18 protein-coding genes are annotated in these 20,399 nt (G+C 47.1%); 9 read left to right on the top strand and 9 right to left on the bottom strand.

Going from position 1 to position 20,399, the window contains the following annotated elements:
• Positions 1-252: 252 nt before the first annotated feature.
• Positions 253-375: a hypothetical protein gene (locus BMY62_RS16465; RefSeq protein WP_256207424.1), complete on the top strand. Its 123-nt coding sequence runs from the start codon at positions 253-255 to the stop codon at positions 373-375.
• 277 nt (positions 376-652) lie between these two features.
• Positions 653-1,585, top strand: a complete 933-nt coding sequence (locus BMY62_RS04810) for a peptidylprolyl isomerase (protein WP_218142935.1) — start codon at positions 653-655, stop codon at positions 1,583-1,585.
• Between the two features lie 151 nt (positions 1,586-1,736).
• Here BMY62_RS04810 and BMY62_RS04805 read toward each other — a convergent pair whose 3' ends face one another.
• A complete protein-coding gene (locus BMY62_RS04805; protein WP_256207423.1) occupies positions 1,737-2,675 on the bottom strand; it encodes a LysR family transcriptional regulator in 939 nt (312 codons plus the stop codon).
• A gap of 144 nt (positions 2,676-2,819) precedes the next feature.
• On the opposite strand from BMY62_RS04805, the gene BMY62_RS04800 reads away from it, so the two are divergent.
• Both BMY62_RS04800 and BMY62_RS04795 read left to right on the top strand, forming a co-directional pair.
• The gene (locus tag BMY62_RS04800) at positions 2,820-3,695 is read left to right on the top strand and encodes a pirin family protein (protein WP_090657204.1); all 876 of its coding nucleotides are present in this window, start codon (positions 2,820-2,822) and stop codon (positions 3,693-3,695) included.
• 26 nt (positions 3,696-3,721) lie between these two features.
• Positions 3,722-4,096: a DoxX family protein gene (locus BMY62_RS04795; RefSeq protein ID WP_090657201.1), complete on the top strand. Its 375-nt coding sequence runs from the start codon at positions 3,722-3,724 to the stop codon at positions 4,094-4,096.
• Positions 4,097-4,120: 24 nt separating this feature from the next.
• On the opposite strand, the gene BMY62_RS04790 is transcribed toward BMY62_RS04795, so the two are convergent.
• Positions 4,121-5,221: an aminopeptidase gene (locus BMY62_RS04790; RefSeq protein ID WP_090657200.1), complete on the bottom strand. Its 1,101-nt coding sequence runs from the start codon at positions 5,219-5,221 to the stop codon at positions 4,121-4,123.
• A 298-nt stretch (positions 5,222-5,519) separates the two neighbouring features.
• Here BMY62_RS04790 and BMY62_RS04785 point away from each other — a divergent pair, with 298 nt between their 5' ends.
• The 4 genes from BMY62_RS04785 (at position 5,520) to BMY62_RS04770 (ending at position 12,422) form a co-directional block, all read left to right on the top strand.
• Entirely contained in the window at positions 5,520-6,944 is a 1,425-nt protein-coding gene (locus tag BMY62_RS04785) for an efflux transporter outer membrane subunit (protein ID WP_256207422.1), read from the top strand.
• A 66-nt stretch (positions 6,945-7,010) separates the two neighbouring features.
• On the top strand, positions 7,011-8,216 hold the full coding sequence (locus tag BMY62_RS04780) for an efflux RND transporter periplasmic adaptor subunit (protein WP_256207421.1): 1,206 nt from the start codon (positions 7,011-7,013) through the stop codon (positions 8,214-8,216).
• Entirely contained in the window at positions 8,213-11,326 is a 3,114-nt protein-coding gene (locus tag BMY62_RS04775) for an efflux RND transporter permease subunit (protein WP_090657198.1), read from the top strand. The genes BMY62_RS04780 and BMY62_RS04775 overlap by 4 nt, the downstream gene beginning before the upstream one ends.
• 211 nt (positions 11,327-11,537) lie before the next feature.
• Positions 11,538-12,422 carry a patatin-like phospholipase family protein gene (locus BMY62_RS04770; RefSeq protein ID WP_090657196.1) on the top strand — a complete coding sequence of 295 codons (885 nt, stop codon included), beginning with the start codon at positions 11,538-11,540 and terminating at the stop codon, positions 12,420-12,422.
• A gap of 230 nt (positions 12,423-12,652) precedes the next feature.
• Here the strand turns inward: BMY62_RS04770 and trbK are convergent, their stop codons facing one another.
• On the bottom strand, positions 12,653-12,850 hold the full coding sequence (gene trbK / locus BMY62_RS04765; RefSeq protein ID WP_090657194.1) for an entry exclusion lipoprotein TrbK: 198 nt from the start codon (positions 12,848-12,850) through the stop codon (positions 12,653-12,655).
• Positions 12,851-13,241: 391 nt separating this feature from the next.
• Between trbK and BMY62_RS04760 the strand changes: the two genes are divergently transcribed.
• A complete protein-coding gene (locus tag BMY62_RS04760; RefSeq protein ID WP_090657192.1) occupies positions 13,242-14,222 on the top strand; it encodes an endonuclease/exonuclease/phosphatase family protein in 981 nt (326 codons plus the stop codon).
• A 207-nt stretch (positions 14,223-14,429) separates the two neighbouring features.
• Here the strand turns inward: BMY62_RS04760 and BMY62_RS04755 are convergent, their stop codons facing one another.
• The 6 genes from BMY62_RS04755 to BMY62_RS04730 form a co-directional block, all read right to left on the bottom strand.
• A complete protein-coding gene (locus BMY62_RS04755) occupies positions 14,430-14,759 on the bottom strand; it encodes a c-type cytochrome (RefSeq protein WP_090657190.1) in 330 nt (109 codons plus the stop codon).
• A gap of 37 nt (positions 14,760-14,796) precedes the next feature.
• Positions 14,797-15,123: a c-type cytochrome gene (locus BMY62_RS04750; protein ID WP_090657188.1), complete on the bottom strand. Its 327-nt coding sequence runs from the start codon at positions 15,121-15,123 to the stop codon at positions 14,797-14,799.
• A gap of 110 nt (positions 15,124-15,233) precedes the next feature.
• Positions 15,234-17,171, bottom strand: a complete 1,938-nt coding sequence (locus BMY62_RS04745) for an ATP-binding cassette domain-containing protein (RefSeq protein ID WP_090657186.1) — start codon at positions 17,169-17,171, stop codon at positions 15,234-15,236.
• 145 nt (positions 17,172-17,316) lie between these two features.
• The gene (locus BMY62_RS04740; protein WP_090657184.1) at positions 17,317-17,742 is read right to left on the bottom strand and encodes an Hsp20/alpha crystallin family protein; all 426 of its coding nucleotides are present in this window, start codon (positions 17,740-17,742) and stop codon (positions 17,317-17,319) included.
• Between the two features lie 140 nt (positions 17,743-17,882).
• On the bottom strand, positions 17,883-18,617 hold the full coding sequence (locus tag BMY62_RS04735) for a DUF2490 domain-containing protein (protein WP_090657182.1): 735 nt from the start codon (positions 18,615-18,617) through the stop codon (positions 17,883-17,885).
• A gap of 109 nt (positions 18,618-18,726) precedes the next feature.
• Positions 18,727-19,707, bottom strand: a complete 981-nt coding sequence (locus BMY62_RS04730; RefSeq protein WP_256207418.1) for a transposase — start codon at positions 19,705-19,707, stop codon at positions 18,727-18,729.
• Between the last annotated feature and the right edge of the window lie 692 nt (positions 19,708-20,399).

The raw sequence follows: 20,399 nt of genomic DNA, 5'->3' as shown, positions 1-20,399 counted from the left end.
GCCAACCTGATCAACAGCAATATACAGCCGATATACCTGTAATTAGGAATAACGTGAGGACATAACCCTCAGGGCGGTTAATTACCTTCAGTTTATTAATGCAGCATCTGCTGATCGGACAGATAACCAGGCGTTAAGCGATTTAGCTGATCGTTTTTGTATAAAAACGAATAGATGAAGCTGATACGGAAACAAACAGCATCGGAGCAATGTTCTTTGGCGTCGAAGTGAAACAGATTCAGCGCTCTTGCCATGAAGACTATCCGGTCACACTGGTTAATTGTAGGTGCACGTGGTTGCCAAATCAGTACCAATGGTGCTCAGCAGAGAAATACGGACAGGCCTTTTATCGACACTATCGGCGCAACGACATGATCAGTGCATACCTGAGACACGACAGCTGCGCGTAATGTTGCATTTACCATTCATCTATGTCCGTATAACAGGCAGTCGATCCGGCATAATGGACAAATACTTGCTCATCTGGACTGCAGGTCGGCTAATATAAACTGTAAAATGGTATCGTTAACAAAAAAATGGACCAGAAAAATTCTGGCATGTCATCCCGCTTTTCGGATATATTGGGTTTTTCCTATACAGCAGTGAATCTATATAATCATCTTTATATTTTATGATCATCAATCTGTCAGTCATGCCTTCAATTCAAAGCTTCACAAAAATCATCGTTGCCTTGAGTATGGTTCTCAGTACAAATGCGGCAACAGCGAACCCGGTTGCCTGTCTTAACACGAACGTGGGTGACTTTTGTATGGAATTGCTTGAACGACAGGCGCCTCTGACAGTTACAAATTTTATCCGCTATATTGACAGTGGCGCTTATCTGCAAAATATTTTTCACCGCAGCGAACCAGGTTTCGTCATTCAGGGAGGCGGTTTCAAAGTAGCCAGCAATAATTCTCAGGTAAATGTAACGCCGGTAACTACGTTTGAACCTGTTGCAAACGAATTTGGCCTTTCCAATACGCGCGGCACGGTAGCGATGGCCAAGCTGGGGGGTGATCCGGACAGCGCTACCAGCCAGTGGTTTGTCAATCTGGCTGATAATTCCGGGCCTCCGGCATTTCTGGACACTCAGAATGAAGGCTTTACCGTATTTGCAAAAATTCTGTATGACGGCATGACTGTATTTGATACGATTGCGGGTCTACAGCGCGTCAACTTTGGTGGTGCATTATCGAGCACGCCTACGGTAGGCTTTGACGTGTCTGAACCGGTCCAGGTGGAAAATTTTGTATTGATAAATGCTGTCGAATTACACGACGTTACTGCAGTTTTTAACGAAAGCGCGGTAACTTTTGCTGTAGATACCGGAGACAACAATAGCTATTCAGTGCGCCTGCAACTGTTGGGCTCGGAGCCGGATATCCTCTTTGAGCTGGACCCCGCCAGCGTAACGCCACTTGTAGCCGGGTCCGCAAATATGGCTGTATTTTCCGGTCAAAACCGAACACTGGAAATTCCGTCGGTTATCATCAACGAAACCACAATACTTAAAAATATAATAATGTCACTGAGTGACCCGGCCCGAATGCAGTTTACACTGATCAGCTTTGAACAAGAATAAACATTTGTTAGTTAAGCTTTATACGAGAATTGAGCAATTAGCAGGTCGATAGTTTCATGTTGTATTGTAGGCATACCGATCCTCTCCTATCTGCTTGATCTCAAGTGTCCACAGAGATAGTGCCTCTCCATACGCACGATGTCGATCGCTATCATGATTGCGGCTGAAAAACCGGTTCCTGCACCTGTTCTGTCTGCTGTAGACAGGCATCCCAATATGGCGTTTCCTTGAAACGCTCTGCCAGAAAATCGACAAAAGCCCGCACACGGTGTGAAAGATGCCTGGTTTGTGGATACACAGCGTAAGCCGTTATTCGCGGACATTGATAATCCGACAAGACCGGCCGCAGCTCACCCCGTTCAATTTCCCGGTATACAATAAACGTGGGCAGCAAAGTAATGCCCAGTCCATTAACGGCTGCATCGCGAAGAAACTCACCATTACCTGCTTTTAAATAAGGATGTATGCGTACTTTGATTTGCTGATCGTTCTTATCGTGCAGATGCCAGTGATTGAAGTCGCGTAACAGGTTATAGACCAGACATTGATGGTTTTCCAAATCAGCAACGGTTTTGGGCTCTCCCTTGCGTTCCAGATAAGCCGGGCTGGCGCATATCACAGCATGTATATCTGCAATACGGCGCGCGATCAGGCTGGAATCAGCAAGATTTGCAATACGAACAGCCAGATCAAAACCTTCGGTCACCAAATCGACCTGCCGGTCGTTAAAATCAAGATCAAATTCAATTTGCGGATGCAGGTGTAAGAATTCTTCAATCGCAGGCCCCAGGTGCATTAAGCCGAAACTGAGCGGCAATGCAATACGCAGGCTGCCTTTGAGTGTGCCGTGCGCCTGGGACGCAGTGTGCTCGGCCTCCTCCAAATCATCAAGAATACGCACGGATTGCTGGTAGAAAGCACGACCGGTCTCAGTAAGATTCATCTTTCGCGTGGTTCGATGAAACAGCGCCACGCCCAGATGCGTTTCCAGCTCTTTCAAACGTCGACTGACTACCGATTTTGCAACATTCAACCGTTCAGCAGCGCCACTGATGCTGCCAGCATCAACGACCCGGATAAATGTATACATATTGTCAAACCGGTCCATACATATCTGTTGCTTTATCGAGAACAATTATTTCCAATAATACATGTTTATTCTTAATAACATAACAGTAATAATGTACGTGTCACAAAAAACAGACTTTATCATAATTCAAACGGAGAAAAAGTCATGGATATAGCAACAGATACCCTTCGATCAATCTCGGCAACAGCGACTCGAGAAGGAGCAGGCGTTACCGTATTTCGTACCATTGGCACACCACGATTGCGAGAGCTTGATCCGTTTCTATTGCTGGATCATATCGACAGCGACGACCCGGATCACTATGTTGCCGGATTCACATCTCATCCGCACCGCGGTTTTGTCACCCTGACTTACATACTGGATGGCATCATGACGCACAAAGACAGTCTTGGCAACAGCGGCGATCTGGGCCCCGGTTCGGTTCAATGGATGAAGGCGGCCAGCGGCATCATTCACTCGGAAATGCCCAAACAAAAGGATGGCCTGTTGCGCGGCTTCCAGCTATGGATCAACCTGCCGGCGGCACACAAAATGGACCGCCCGGAATACCAGGAGTATGCAGCAACAGATTTTCCCGTTGTCCGCACAACCGCCTACACAGTCAAAGTGCTGGTGGGCAGCTTTGACAACGCCATTGCACCGATCAAGGATGACCTTACATCCACGTCACTTTACGATGTGCAAATACGTCCCGGTGCACGATTTCACGTTACAGTTCCCGCCGGACACAATCGATTTATATATGTCTTTGAAGGCGGCGGCAAACTGCTTGGCCATGATATGGGATCCCGATCACTGTTCGTCCCCGACACTAACGGCGGCGCTGGCAACTCAGCCGAGTTTATCGCCGGCGAGCATGGCGCCCGGTTTTTGATGGCTGACGCCAAACCGATTAGCGAACCTATCGTCCGACAAGGTCCGTTTGTCATGAATACCAGGGCAGAAATTGAACAGGCTGTGCATGATTATCAAACCAATGAGCTTGTACGCGACAAAGCATTATTTCATCGAAACAAATAACCCGTAACTTACCAAAGGATATTAAAATGAAAAAAATCAGCGAACTGACCGCACGCATACTGTTGGCCCAGATATTTTTTCTGGCTGGCTACAGCAAAATCGGCGGATATGAAAATACGCAGGGCTACATGAATGCAATGGGCGTGCCCGGCGAACTGTTACCGCTTGTCATTCTGCTCGAACTTGGGGGCGGCCTGGCACTGATAGCCGGCTGGAAAGCCCGCTGGGTATCGATCATACTGGCATTGTTCACCATCGCAGCCGCAGTACTTTTCCATAATGACTTCAGTGATCAAATGCAGCTCATTATGTTCAAGAAAAATATTGCTATCGCGGGTGGTTTAATACTGCTAGCTGTATACGGTGCAGGCACGTACAGCATCGATCGCTGGCAACGCTGATAATTCATGCTGAATAGCCGTCCGTCATTGAGGCTGCTGCGTAACCAAGCCGGCAAGATTGCTTTGCCGGCTGGTATGGATCGCCTTTTGCAGTGCATCAGCACGTTCCGATCGGGGAAGCTTACCGATTGCCCTGACCGCAGCAAAAAAACGTGCCATATCGCCATCCTGCAATATAAGCAGCGCCTGAAAGGCAGGAATTAATTGCGTATAAACGGATACAGTCGCCAGGCGTGCGTTGTTGAGCGGTTTTATAAACCAGTTCTCATAACCGCCAAATCCGGGCCTGCTACTTTTTAGCAATAAAAACTGAGCACGAAGATCATTTAAAATATGCGCTTTGGCTGCACGTTTCTCCGCATCGCTGACATCCATCTCATACAATGTCTTCAGCCGCTCACGATGACTGATAACAAGTGTATTGAAAGCTGTTTGCGTATCACGCCGGGCACGGTATGCCGTATATTCCCCGGATTTCCCCTGATGGGCAAGCCAGCGTCGTATACCTTCCTGTTCGACCAGCGTAGCAAAAGATTCATTGAAGACTGTATCACCCGGCACATAAACAACCTGATGCGCCAGTTCATGAAAAATCAGGCGCGCCAGTTCCAGTTCGGAACGGACGAATGTGTTCAAAATGGGATCATTAAACCACCCCAGTGTGGAGTACGCCGGCACACCGCCAACATGTACATCGTAACCTTGCGCCCGAAGGCGGCTGGCAAAACGTTCAGCCCTGGCCTGCGAGAAAAAACCACGGTAACTTACGCAACCTGCTTTGACGAAACACCACCGTTTCAGTCGAACAGAAAACTCTGGCGCCGCGACAACATTCCAGACTGCATAAGGTCTTTCCAAATCAGCATAGCGGGTATAGCTTTGATTGTCAGGCAGTTGAAGTTCCTGACTGGCGAATTTACGCATTGCTTCGGCCTGACTGAGAATCTGTTTCAAATCCGAGTCAATATCGGGGCTGTCGATGATGCTACGGATCGGTTCGGCACGCCGCATGACGTCCATATGGCCGTTTACTGCCTGCGCATAGTAGGTCAGATTGGCACAGCTACCCAGCAACACAATACTGAAAACAGCAACAAAGGACTTGAAAACGTTCGGTATCCGCATTATTTGTCAAAACTGTCGCCATCAAACTCAACACCGGCCATTCATCAGCTGGACTGTGTATTTGATCGACTTGTACATACTGACCTTATCTATGGCTCCAAACTTTTGCTTGGATTTGTATTTATAGTATATCTGCTATATCAAGTAAAATTAAAGACTAGTACTCTATCAATATGATATTGCCGGGTTCAGTCCTGCAAAAACACTGGAATCAAGCAAAAGGCAACAATGATAATATTCAGACAACTGCCAGAACCGCTGGACTAATTTTTTCAATCGCATTTCTACACTTTTTTTCATGATGCTACTCTTTCAGCAACACCGGACGCGCATAACCATTTTACTTTTCTGCCTGTTCCTGACAGCCTGCGCTATGGGTCCGGACTACAGACGTCCGGCGATTGAAGTGAATGAACAATTCCGAATGACAGAACTTGAAGGGGCGTCAATCGCAACACTGCCCTGGTGGAAATTTCTGCGGGACGAAACACTACAGAAATTAATACTAGAGGCGCTGATGAACAATCAGGATCTGAAACAGGCTACCGCCCTTGTTGAAGAATTTCAGGCGCGCTCACACATTGCACGCATGGATTTTCTGCCCAAACTGGATGGCAACATTAACGCCCCGTTTTTTGGTACGCTCGGCGGATTCCCCCGCGCTGGATTCCCGACCGATTTTAACTACTTCGGTATGGGCACATTAAACTGGGAAATTGACATCTGGGGCAGAATCCGGCGATCAAACGAAGCGGCGCGCGCAGATCTGTTCGCACAGGAGGAAAATCGCCGGGCAATCATTTTAATGCTCATCAGCGCAGTCGCCCAGACTTACTTTGATCTGCTGCAATATGACATGCAACGGAACATCGCGCATCGTGCACTGGCCTCCTGGGAAGAATCTGTCGCTATTTCCCGGGCGCAACTGAAAGGCGGCCTGATTTCCCGTCTCGACCTGGACCAGTTTGAGGCCGAACGTGCAAACGCAGTCGCACGTGTGGCCGAGTTTGATCGTCTGGTCGTAAACAAAGAAAACGAACTCAATGTGCTACTGGGCAGAAACCCGGCACCGATAATACGCGCGCAGTCTTTGACCCAACAGCACATTCCGCCTGAAATTCCTGCGGGGCTGCCATCAGAACTGTTACAGCGACGCCCGGACATTCTGCAGGCCGAACAGGCATTATCAGCAGCAACAGCCCGCGTCGGTATGACAAAAGCCATGCGTTTTCCCCGTTTCTCGATCACCGGACTGATGGGTGTAGCCAGTCCCGCATTGTCCAATCTTTTGCTATCGGATTCAGATTTTGGCACGGGTGGCGTAGGGCTTGCCACGCCATTGTTCAACGCAACTATTCTGGGTTTCGAGCAACGCGCTGCCGAAGCCAAGGTTACGCAGACACTGGCGAATTACAGACAAACAATTCTGCTCGCTTTCAGAGAAGTCGAAGACGCACTTGTCACGATCCGAACCGCCAGCGAGCAGCGCAAAGCCCGCCAGAAACAGGTTGAAGCACTGCGATCCGCATTACATGTTGCGGATTTGCGTTACAAAAGCGGTATTACGAGTTATGTCGATGTGTTGCTGGCCAAGCGTAATTTGTTTGAGGCGGAATTTTCACTGACCGAAACGCATCGCCTGCACCTGGTATCAATTGTTCAATTATACAGAGCGTTGGGCGGAGGATGGCACCATGAAAACGAAACCAGTGAACAAAACTGACAGCTTCTTACCGGTTTACGGGCAAATATGAAAACAGACAATAACAGTATGTTAAATATTCAAATCATGACAGTCGAACAAATTATTAATCCGTACAAAGTCTTTCTCAGGATTTTATCGTTCGGGCTTTGTCTGGCACTGATTGTCGGTTGTGCTGCGGATGAAACCACAGAAAAAAATCCACCACCGCCCCAGGTCGAAGTAATTACGGTTTCAGCACGAACCGTTCCCGACGAGCCAGAATTTATCGGACGGACAGAAGCTTTCCGCCCCGTCGAGATACGATCACAGGTTTCAGGAATCATCAAGGAAGTTTTATTTACTGAGGGCCGGAATGTTAAAAAAGGGGACAAGCTCTACTTGATTGATCCTGTGCCTTTTAATGCAATCTATCAGGCTATGAAAGCGAAAGTGGCGCAACATAAGGCCCGCCTTGTTCAAGTCAAGCAGAACCTTGCGCGCGTGCAGCCGCTACTCGAAGAACAGGCTGTCAGCCAGAAAGATGTTGATGATGCGATAGCCGACGTACTCAGCGAAGAAGCCGCATTGGAAGCCGCCCAGAACGATCTCGTCAAGGCCAAATTCGATCTGGACAATACCCGTATTGAAGCACCTGTCGACGGTAGAGTAGGCCGCAGCAACTATTATGAAGGCCAGCTGGTCTCAGCCCAGACAACGCTGCTCACCACCGTAGACCAGCTCAATCCGATGTATGTCAGCGTCAACGTTCCGGAAAGTTATATCCTTCGGCGACGCAAGGAACTGGCGGAAAAAAAAATAGAGCGGCCGGATCTGTATCAGTTGCGGGGCGTGATGACATTTGCCGATGGCAGCGTGTATGGGGAAGAGGGGGTACTGGATTTTACCGCAGTCACGATACGACCTGAAACCGGCACACTGCAGGGCCGCTTCAGATTTCCGAACCCATCCGGCTATTTCGTACCGGGATTGTCAGATTTTCTGCCCGGGCAGTTTGTCAGGGTTCGTCTAATCGGTTACGTACGGCCAAATGCCATACTGATTCCACAGCGCGCGGTACAGCACGGCGTTAACGGTGCGTTCGTCTATGTGATCGACGAACAAAATGCAGTCGAGCTGCGCCCGGTGAAAGCCAGTATGTGGTACGACAACGACTGGCTGATTGAAAGCGGCATCGAACCCGGTGAACGCGTCATGGTAGCCGGCTTTCACCGCGTTCAGCCGGGAGTTCAGGTTACTGTCACCACAAATGATACACCCGAGGAAAATACAGGCGCTCAGGAAACGTTATGAATCCACGATTTTTTATTGAACGACCGGTATTTGCATCGGTATTGTCCATACTCATCGTTATAGTCGGTCTGGTTTCGTCACAAAAACTGCCAGTGGCGCAATTTCCACAAATTGCACCGCCCATGATACAGATTGAAGCCGACTACCCGGGTGCGAGCGCGGAGGTTGTAGCCGAATCGGTAGCGCGTCCAATTGAGGTACAGCTGCCAGGCATCGACAACCTGCTGTATTATGATTCCACCAGCACCAATGACGGACACATGGTGATGCGCCTGACATTCGAAATCGGGACGGATGTCGATATTGCGCAGGTCCAGACGCAGAACCGGCAAAAACTGGCTGAGCCGCAGTTACCGGATGAAGTGATCCGTCAGGGCATAACAGTTAAAAAAATGTCGCCCAATCTGCTTGCGGTTGTCGCTCTCAACTCCACCGACCCCAAGCATGATCCTGTCTATATCTCCAACTATGCCTTGATCCAGGTACTGGACAATATCAAGCGCATCCCCGGCGTGGGTGACGCAGTTGTTTATGGTGCACAAAATTATGCCATGCGACTGATTCTGGATCCGGTGCGAATGGCACAGCTCAACATTACTCCCACCGAGATTGCCAACGTAGTACGTGAACAAAACCGGGATTTTCCGGCAGGCAGGGTCGGCCGCGAGCCAACCGGGAAAAGAACGGAGCTCACAATTCCGGTAATCACCAGTGGTCGCATGAGCGAAGTCCAGGAATTCGAGGAAATGATTATCCGAGCATATCCGGATGGTTCCATGGTGCGCATGCGCGACGTTGCCAGCGTCGAACTCGGCGCCCAGTCCTATGATCTCGAAGGACGCTGGAACGGCATTCCCAACACGTTTCTACTGACTTTTCTCGCACCCGGCGCCAACGCACTTGAAACCGTTAAAAAAGTGCGTGAAGAAATGGCAAGACTCGCAAGCAGTTTCCCAACAGGTATGTCATATGATGTGCCTTACGACACAACACAATTTATTGAAGTTTCAATCAACGAAGTTTTTAAAACACTGATAGAGGCTTCAATTCTGGTCATTCTTGTAGTGTTTCTGTTTTTGCAAAGCTGGCGCGCGACCCTGATACCCGCAGTTACCGTACCCATTTCACTGATCGGCGCTATGGCAGGCATGTATGCACTCGGTTTTTCGATCAATACGCTGACACTGTTCGGGATGGTACTGGCAATCGGTATCGTCGTCGACGATGCCATTATTGTAGTCGAGAATGTTGAGCGTAATATCACCAAGGGCGGACTGTCGCCCAAAGACGCAGCAATCAAGGCGATGAACGAAGTGACCGGTGCGGTAATCGCCTCAGTACTGGTATTGGCAGCCGTATTCGTTCCCGTTGGCTTTCTGGAGGGCATCACTGGACAGCTGTACAAACAGTTTGCCATCACTATTGCCGTTTCGGTTGCAATTTCCGGATTTGTTGCTCTGACGCTAAGTCCTGCGCTGTGTGCTCTGGTACTCGAACCGGGTCTTGATGCTCCAAAAAATACATTCTGGAAACTGTTTGACCGTATATTTGGATGGATGCAGAAACGTTATGTCAGAGCAGTCGATACGATATTGAAAAGTTCATTCATCGCAATTGCATTTTTTGCGGTCTTGATCGTCGTTGCAGCCGGCTTGTTCCAGACTATCCCCAAAAGTTTTCTGCCCGAAGAAGATCAAGGCTATTTCATTACGATTTTTCACTTGCCCGAAGGCGCCTCGAAAGCCAGAACCATCGACGTAGTCGAAAAACTTGAAGATTATTTCATATCAAATCCGGCTGTACATTCCACCGACGTACTGGCAGGACAGAATTTCGTCTTCAATACGCGTGGCACCAATCAGGCAACCATGTTCGTACCGTTGCATCACTGGGATGAGCGTCAGGATCAGAGTCAGCAGGCCCAGGGACTTATCAGTTCAGCATTCGCAGAATTTGCAAAAATTCCCGACGCGCTGATCCTAGCATTCAATCCACCGGCAATACCCGGTCTGGGCGCCACCGGTGGATTTTCGCTACAGCTGCTGGATCCAGTCAGCCGCGACTTTGGTGAATTTGCGGCAGCAGCGCAAGAATTTACGGCAAAGGCAACTGAACACCCCGCAATTGCCAAAGCCAGTACAAATTTCCGTGTCAACACGCCACGACTTTTTGCACAGATAGATCGGGAACGGGCCAAGTCATTGGGCGTGCCGATTTCGGAAGTGTTCGATACCATGCAGGCCTATTTCGGAAACATGTATATCAACGACTTCATCAAATTCGGCAGAGTTTACCGCGTACAGACCGAAGCTCCCCCGGAATACCGCTCTAGCCCCGGAGACATCAGCAAAATATTTGTTCGCACCCGGAATAATGCCGAGCAAACCATGGTGCCACTGGATACCGTTGTCTCTACTTACTTTAGCAGCGGCCCCGACCCTGTTACGCACTTTAACGGATTCAATTCAGCCCTTGTACTCGGCGCGGCCGCACCCGGCTACAGTTCAGGTCAGGCCATCGCCGCACTTGAGCAACTGGCCGAAGAACTACTCAAGCCCGATGGCTACACTATTGACTGGGACGGTATTTCCCTGCAGGAAAAAAAAGCCGGCGGCCAGTCTGTTATGATCTTCGCATTTGCGCTGCTCATGGTATTTCTGGTACTCGCCGCGCTATATGAAAACTGGTCGACACCTTTGGCGGTTATTTTAATCATACCTTTCGGCGTACTTGGTGCACTGCTGGCGATCTGGACACGAGAGCTTAGCAATGATGTCTATTTCCAGATCGGACTGATCACGCTGATCGGGCTTGCAGCAAAAAATGCCATACTGATCGTGGAGTTCGCAAGTCAGCGTTACGCCTCAGGCATGTCACTGACAAAAGCAGCACTGGAAGCTGCCCGCCTGCGCTTCCGGCCGATTATCATGACTTCGATGGCCTTCATTCTCGGTGTGCTGCCATTAGTGCTGGCATCCGGTGCAGGTGCGGCGAGTCGTCATTCAATCGGCACCGGCGTATTTGGCGGCATGCTGGCGGCTACATTTCTGGCCATTTTTTTCGTACCGCTGTTTTTTGTCATCACCGCCCGCCTGTCGCGTAAAACATAGCAATTGTTGTTTTGTTGAACGGGCAGAGGTCCTGCACTTCTGCCCGTTCCTGCAAAAAAAAATTGGACAGCACCTACACAAAAACTCCGGCACTGGGGGCCGATCACTTTCAGAAACAAAACAACAAAACACAGTATCGTTGTCCGTTTTCTGGTCAAGACACGCCCGTTCGTGGATAATGTCGCCCTTTGTAACAGGATTTGGCTATTTTATGAAAAAAACCGTATCACTTGTATTGGGCAGTGGCGGAGCACGTGGATTGGCACATATCGGGATTATTCACTGGCTGAACGAGAATGGCTACGAGATCAAATCCATTACTGGCTGCTCCATAGGCGCGCTCGTCGGCGGCATATATGCATCTGGAAAACTGGCGGAATTCGAGCACTGGATTAAGGCAGTCACTAAAATGGATATCATTTCGCTGCTTGATATATCATGGAGCACAACCGGTTTTTTTAAAGGAGATAAAGTCATCAATACATTAGTTGACCTGGTTGGTAACCAGTTAATCGAAGATCTCCCGGTACGATATACCGCGGTAGCCGCTGATATTACAAATGAAAAAGAAATATGGATAAATTCCGGAGAACTGTTCAGCGCCATTCGGGCATCTATCTCGCTGCCGATGCTGTTTACACCCTATAATTACAAAGGAGTCAACTTGATTGACGGGGGCGTGCTAAATCCAGTACCAATCGCGCCAACCTTTGGCGATGGAACCGAAATAACCATCGCAGTCAATCTGTGCGGGCCACCAAAAAACTCCCCGGCGCTGGATGACAGACCCGTCGAACTACCCAACGAATCGAATAGTTTTCATGAAAGAATTGCGAGTTTTATCAAAAACCTTCAGCAAAAGGTTGTTTTGAAAGACGGCATCGATCTGGATGCTTATGATGTTGTTAATCAAGCAATCGACGCCATGCAAAGCACAATTGCCAGGCAGAAGCTGGCAGCTTATCCTCCTGATCATACAATTGAAATTGCCAGGAATGCATGCGGCACACTGGAATTTGAACGCGCTTCAGAAATGATCGAACTGGGATACCGGAAAGCAGCGAAAAATCTGGACTCGATTTCCGGTGACAATTGAGCAGATAAGACTGGTATATCATAATGGCTACGAAAATCCACGTTGCCATTCCGCTTGCCTTAAAACAGAAAAATCATCAACGAATGGTTTTGAAGGACCCTGTGTAAGCCATGCAAAAAAATCTGTTTGCCAAGTCACATACCTGTTTTGGTTGTGTCCCGCTTTGTTCCGGTTGTGATCGAAACAACACCGGAACAGACGCTGGGACGGTATCTGGTTTGATGCGCAGTTTATTGTTCTTGTGCCAGCGCGTTGCATTTGTCTAGAAATGCCTGTCTCGCTGCTTCGTCATTCTTAAAGGCAGCCAATGATTTCTCCATTCCCCTCCCCGAACAATTGACTACATTCGCCTCCGGCACACTGTCGCATCCAAACAAGATGATACTCATTCCGATGGCGCAAACAGTGCTGTATTTTTTAAGATTCATTTATATCTCCCTATTGTGTGTGTGCTAGAAATTTTTTTAGCTATGCGGCTAACCAGACCACTAATTTTCTGTTCATCATTACTGGTTTGCACTTATATCAAAAGTTGTTATTTTACCCGAATCCTCACGGCCTGAGTCATCGATTAAAATCAACTCGTCGCAAACAAAGACACAACGTTATCTTTTCACAGTAACATGACGTGCGCAGTACTGAACACGTTGTTACAACTCAGGATACAAGCAGTTCTCCGCAGAACCACTAACCGTGGTACGATAAATTGTCATTTCCGAATATGTCAGCGTTTGTATAGCGATCAGATATACAGGATTGATGAAAAAATTTATGCTATCCAATAGATTAGATCATGCGACTACGAATGGAGAATAAATTATGAAACTACTATGGTTTGTAATATTGCTGGGCATTCTGGGTATATCAGGTTGCAGCGGCTTGCCGCCGGATTCTGGCGGCGGTACACAGTTAAATAGCTGTAATGACGTTGCAGATCGTGGACATTTAAATTTATTGACAATCAATCTGTTGTTTTCTGAAACCCAGACGCGTGATTCACGGCTGGAGGCAATTGCCGATTTTGCTTCAGATACATCGTTAGACGTTATTCTGTTACAAGAAGTAGCCGGTGGTGTTTTGGTAGGAACCGCCAACAGCGCGCTTGATCTTCAAGGTAAGCTGCGTGAACGGGGACACGCTTACGATTTGCAAACCGCGTTTGAAACTGGACTGCCGGGACTTTTAATGGTAGCTAACGCAGTTCTGTCCCGCTGCGAAATTGATTTTAAAATGACGAAACGGTTGCCCAAAGCTTCAGAACTGGAATTCAAGGGACATGACATCAAACTACCCAGGAATGTGATGATGACGCGCCTGAAAATTCCCGAACTCGGATTTATCAATGTATACAATACGCACTTATGCGCACAATGCAGTGCCGATGAACTTGGCGCACAGCTTCAGGTATTGTTAACGTTCATTAATGAGACTGAGAGCAATTATCCACAGACTAACCCGGTTATTCTCGGCGGTGACTTTAATATTGACCGCTTCCGCACTGATCCGTTTGAAGAACGCATCTTTTATGACAGTATTATTGAAACTGGCTTTACTGATGCTTATGCAAATGGAAGGCTCCTGGAAAGTTTGTGCGATAATACAGGAATTGCCGACCAGCACTGTACTGTAGGCGTTTCCACTCTGGATGCTGGCGATTCGGCGAGGCGCATTGATTATTTTTTTGTTAAGACACCAGCTCGCATTCTTCAAAGCAGCGTTGTATTTAATGATCTTGTCGATAATAATCAGGTGGGGGTATCAGATCATGCGGGTGTTTTTGTTTCAATCGAGCTCCCCTGAGAAACGCTGCCATGGCGTTTGACAGAAAACCATACTCAGCTCACGGCACAAAAAACAATAAACCCAGAATTGACGGAAATAAAAAACGAAATGTGGACGTATCCCAATTCGTCCACATTCCGTTTATAGTCAGCACTAAGAATTATTATTTTATATCAATCACTTAAAAATTGATATCCTATTGTATTCTTATAATTTTCTTGATTATTATTTGTTTGAATTCAATTTACCTGGCAGGCTGGAATAATAGAAAGCAAGATTTTCAATATCATCATTGCTTAAGGCGGCAGCCATACCGTTCATGACTGGGTCGGTACGAGTGCCGGATTTATAATCTTTTAAAGCTTTTTCAAGGTATGTTCTGTGCTGGCCACCAATATGTGGAAAATTTGGTGCCGGGCTGTTTCCGTCTATGCCATGGCAGGATGCGCAGACTTCAGCAGCTTTGTTTTTACCTGCATCAATATCAGCTGCAGCAGCGTTTCCAAATAGTATCAAAGCTGCGCCACTAAGTGTCGCAATCATAAATTTCTTCATAATTAATTCCTTCTTCCCTCTATAGATGATGACTTAATTAGTTATTTGCGTAGAAAGCAGCTAGATCTTTAATGTCCTGATCTGAAAGAGTTTTTGCTAACGCCGTCATGGAAGGGTGACTGCGTGTGCCATCTCTGTAGCCTTCAAGTGATTTGACAATATATTCAGCATGTTGCCCGCCAATCTTGGGAACATGATAAGTTGTAGGGAAAGCAGTACGATATCCCTCAATTCCATGACAGCCAACACACATTGAATTCAATTCCTTTCCCGCAGCCGCATCACCTTCAGCTTGAGCATTGCCTGATAAAAAGAAAAGCATGCTCGAGGCAAGTAATAAATTAATCATTATTTTTTGTTTCATTGTAAGCCTCCTCCTCTCAAAAGCTAGACTTTATACGAAGTGCTCAATTTGGTCAATGAAAAAACGAACTATGTCCATGTTGTTTATAGGGAAATTGCCCTTGCATGCCATCAGATTCTCTGATTGATTTTACACGATTTTGCTTCCAGTTCTTCCCATCTTTCGAGACATTCGGCCAGCTCTTTTTCTATGGCTGAGAAGCGTAACTGCAGTGTTTTTGCTTCATCTGGATTATTCCGGTAAATATCGGCATTGTTTAAACACTGGGCGATATTGGCCTGTTCCCGTTCGAGTGTGTCAATTTTATCCGGTAAAGTATTTAGCTCCCGGGTTTCCTGATAACTCAGCTTTTCAGTTCGTGATAATGATTTATCTGTTTTTTTACCTGGAGTAGGATGCTTCTCGGTCTGTTTGACCGCATTGTCAGTTGCAATCGCCGGTTTCTCAATTAGTTGTCCCTGGAGCCATTCGGCGTAACCCCCAACATATTCGCGTAACACGCCTCGACCTTCAAAGACAATGACCTGAGTGACGACATTGTCAAGAAATTCTCGATCATGGCTGACCAGAAAAAGCGTGCCAGCATAATTCTGCAGCAGCTCTTCCAGTAATTCCAGCGTTTCAATATCCAGATCGTTTGTCGGCTCATCCAGTATGAGAATATTGGCCGGTCGGGTAAACAAACGTGCCAGCAACAAGCGATTGCGTTCTCCGCCAGAAAGCGATTTAACACGTGAACGCGCGCGCTGCGGCGGGAACAGAAAATCTTCCAGGTAACTGATCACATGTTTTCGTTTGCCGTTGATTTCGATGAACTCAGAACCCTGACTGATGGTCTCGGCTAATGTCATTTCATCATCCAACTGTTCACGCATCTGATCGAAATAAGCAATTGACAACTTGGTCCCTTGCCGGACCTGTCCGGAGTCCGGCTTCATGTCACCGAGTATCAGTTTTAGCAGTGTCGACTTCCCTGCGCCGTTGGGGCCCAGCAACCCCACACGATCCTTGCGCATTATACGGCAGGAAAAATCGTCAATAATCGTTTTATCGCCGAATGCCTTGCTGACATGTGTCAATTCTGCAACCAATTCACCCGACTGATCACCCACACCTACCTGAAGACTGGCCTTGCCAACACGTTCCCTTCTTTGCGCACGTTCCTTTCGCAGCGCTTCCAGTCGCCTGACTCGCCCTTCATTACGCGTACATCGCGCCTGAACACCTTTGCGTATCCATATTTCCTCTTCGGCAAGAAACTTATCAAATTTCTGTCGCTGCGTCGCTTCTGTTTCCAGAATTTCATTTTTTTTATACTGATATGCAGCAAAATTTCCTGAAAATGATGTCAAAACACCTCGATCGAGTTCAATGATCCGTGTTGCCACATTATCCAGAAAGCGCCTGTCATGCGTGATAAATAAAACGCTGCCTGAAAAGCCCTGAAGAAACACTTCCAGCCATTCTATGGATGCAAAATCAAGGTGGTTAGTCGGTTCATCCAATAACAGCACATCGGGTGAAATAACAAGCGCACGCGCCAATGCTACCCGCTTTCTCAATCCGCCGGACAACTGCCCAATACATGCGTCTGCAGACAGGCTCAGCTTATCAATAACGGTTTCAATTCTGGCCTGAATATTCCACCCATCCTGCGCATCCAGTGCATTTTGCAATTCCTGAAGCCGTGCAAGCATCGATTCCGTATCGTTTTCACTATCGGTTAGCGCATGGGAGACAGTATGATAGTCCAGTAACGCCTGGCTGATATCGCCCAGACCGTTTGAGACTTCCTGATAAACCGTATTGGTGTCTGTTAAGGCCGGTTCCTGTGCAACATACGCCACTTTCAGACCCGGCGCGCACCAGAGTCTGCCGTCATCCAGCTTGATAGCAGCAGACAGGATTTTCAACAAACTGGATTTGCCGCCGCCGTTTCTGCCGATCAAACCGACACGTTCACCCGGATCAAGCTGAAAATTGGCCTGATCCAGCAATGCATGATGTCCGAAGGCCAGGCAGGCTTTCTCCAGCGTAATTAAAGGCATAAAAAGGAAATGTACTTGATTAGCAGATAAAACGAAGCGGCTTGTTGCCAAGCCTAATTATGACATGGTTTAATAAATAAAGAAAAAGGAGTCGAATCAGACGATTGATGAGCCTGTGTCGACTCCTTTTCGTTGGCAGGAGTTGTTATTCAGCGGAAGAAACACTGATTTTTTTGGGTTGCACGTGTTCTTTTTTCGGTATGGTCAACTCCAGCACACCATGCTTTGATACAGCCGAAATCGCATCCGGATTTGCTGTATCCGGCAGGCTAAACCGACGATAGAATGAACCATATGTCCGTTCGACACGTTTGTAACCATCTTTTTCCGTTTCCGCTTCGGTTTTCTTCTCACCTTTTATGGTGAGAACACCATTTTCCATGCTGATATCAATATCTTCCGGCTTTACTCCCGGAATATCAGCGTGAATAACAAACCTGTCTTTTTCTTCTTTAATATCCACGGCCGGCGCCCATTCGGCAGTTGCAGTCGAGCCTTCGGCAGCACCACGTTCCAGTTCCTTTTGCAATTGACTTAGCAGACCCCAGGGTTCATAACGCGTAATTGCCATTTTTTATCTCCTTTTAATAAAAAATTGATGAAATCGCTACTGCAGTTGATATGTGGTTTTTCAAACTTTTTTCAAGATCAAAAAGGATCAAAAAGCAGATTTTTACGTGGAAATCCCCCCATTCATTGCTATATGAGAAATTAAAAATTTAGCAGCAGCGTAATCGATAACACATGAAGCAATAGATCGGGGCGCGGACTGCTCGACTTGTTAATATGCTGATTCATATAACCGGTTTCCAAGGTTATCATCTTGTTTATCTGATAACCGAATCCGGCAAATGTCCGGTTCTGGTTATACCCGCTTCTAATACCTGCAGCCGTCGTTTTCAGATTGACAAATATTTCGTTCCACAAAACAACACCGATTCTTGGGGAAACAACTGGTACCGGTATTGACAGTTTGAGCATCTGCCGAAACAAATGCGCGGCATCTGAACCACCCGGAACGTCAAAAAAATGCTGTTCTAAACGCGTTCTGCTGATTAATGTGCCGAATGCAAAGCTGTTACTCCACGACAGTTGCTGCCAAACAGCATGGTCGTTAAACGGACTGAGTGCCAGCGGCCGACCGGTCGGCACCCAGTCATACCCAAGCCATGCTGTGACCTTCTCGTTGAATTGATAGCCGGTGCCTGCGCGTATCAATCCCTGAGAGAACTGTGACGAATTGTCGCCGAAGCGCCCCTGCATAAATAATTTATATCGCAAGTTTTTCAGGTAAGGATTGTGCGCAGGCAGACTGCCCGTCATTTCAAAACCGGCCCACGTGTAAAAATCCTCGTCAGGATTGGCCGCAGAAACCATATCAGCCACAATCAAGCTGAACACAACAACAATGATGTGCAGAAGGCGTTTACGATCTGTGATTGTCATTCAAACATCTGATTCTGATAATTATGTCTTGAAAATTTGGGATCAAAAATTTGTAAATTTGGGGTCATAAATTTGAAATTTGGGGTCAGGTCTTGCAATACAATACACATTAGCCTTCTACCTTTTTAACTATCCGGCTAACCGTAGCATAATGCACGCCAAATTCATCAGCAATAGCCTTCATCGTATAATCACCCGTTTGATATGCTGCAGCAATTCCTTCATTTCTGTCACCAAATCTCGAATAATACGAAAGTGGTCTGGCCTGTGCTCTTCGCTGCGCACGCGGAATTTCACTGATGTTCAGATCGGATTGCACTTGTTGCCGCATTTCTTTGACAAACGCTTCTTTGCCCAGATATATTTGTCCACACAAGTTTTCCCAAATACTCGGCAAACCCACACCTGCGCGAACAAAATCCATATACGCGGCAATAGCCCGCTTCCGTTGTTTACCAAACTGTCCCAGCAGCCAGTCTGTTTGCAGCCACTCGGGACAACTGCTTTCCCCGGTCATGACGGGATAACTGCTCCAGGTCCATTGATCGATATTTTTTACTATACCCGCCCGCACAGGATTCAACACAACATAGCGGGACAGTTCAAGCAGATAACTGTCTTTTTCCACCAGAATGGCTTTGTAACGGCCTTGATAAACATGCCCGATACGATTGTGAGACCGATTAAAGGTCTGCGTATAGACACCATTTAACTGCCGCATCCCCCTGGACAGATTCCCTTCAACCGTTTCTACAACGATATGATAGTGATTATCCATCAGGCAATACGCATGACAAACCCAGTTGAACCGTTTGCAAACATGAGCGAACAATGTCAGCCAATTGATACGGTCAGCGTCGTCCAGATAGATATTCTCACGGCGATCCCCACGGGAGGTGACGTGATACAAACCACCGGGGAATTCTATTCTTAATGGTCTTGCCATTTTCTGTTTCCAGAATTCAATTAAATTACAATAGAGTCCATCCCATTGGGCTAGTTCGTCCCAGGTAACGGTGGCACTTATTTCGTGAGCGGTATCATTGCGACGGCCTCTAACATCATGGAGGTTGTCGCCGTTATTGATCATATTATTGTCGGAGGCGAAAGAGATTCTACCTCCTAAAGTTTACGGATTCTTTTTTGGCATTCGTCCATGGTGCTTCTCGATTTCCCCCTTCTAATGCCTCGTCAAGTATTGACGTCATTTTTATATACAGGAGCGACGGAAGAAAATTTTCCAGTATCGGATTTTGGACCGTGTCAGTGCCATCAAAATTTGAAGCCATTCTATAGTTACGCACAAAAACTTTTCGATTAGAAATAGTCGCCACTCCTTAGCTATTGATTGGGTAGTCATTCGGCTCTTAAGTCCGGCATAACTAGAATTAGACGTCCGAAATGAAGCAATGTATTGCATCAACAATGACATCTTTTATGGCAAGCTTCATGATATCTCCTTAAGTTTTATAGCATCTGGTCAATTTAGCCTTGATTTTAACAAACCGCGTTAGATCCCCGAGAACACGAAATCCAGGATACTTATCTATTTTAAAAAGTTTGCCCCCGTTATCCCACCAAAGCGTATCATTCGCCGATACGTTATTTCCAACGCCGCTCATCGATAAAATGTCAGATATTATTAGTATTTTTCTTAGAGCCTGTTTAAGATCTCGATCAAGAAGTGCAGTACAAGGCAAAATTGAACTCAAAAGCGGAGCATACACACAGTATGCGAGCACTTTAAGTTCGATTTTAACGACGTATACACTCTTCAGTGAG

Origin of the sequence: Nitrosomonas marina, from assembly GCF_900111605.1 — a bacterium.
In the GTDB taxonomy this organism is placed as follows: domain Bacteria; phylum Pseudomonadota; class Gammaproteobacteria; order Burkholderiales; family Nitrosomonadaceae; genus Nitrosomonas; species Nitrosomonas marina_A.
Note: the sequence above shows the minus strand (reverse complement) of the source record. Positions and strands in the feature narration are given on the sequence as shown.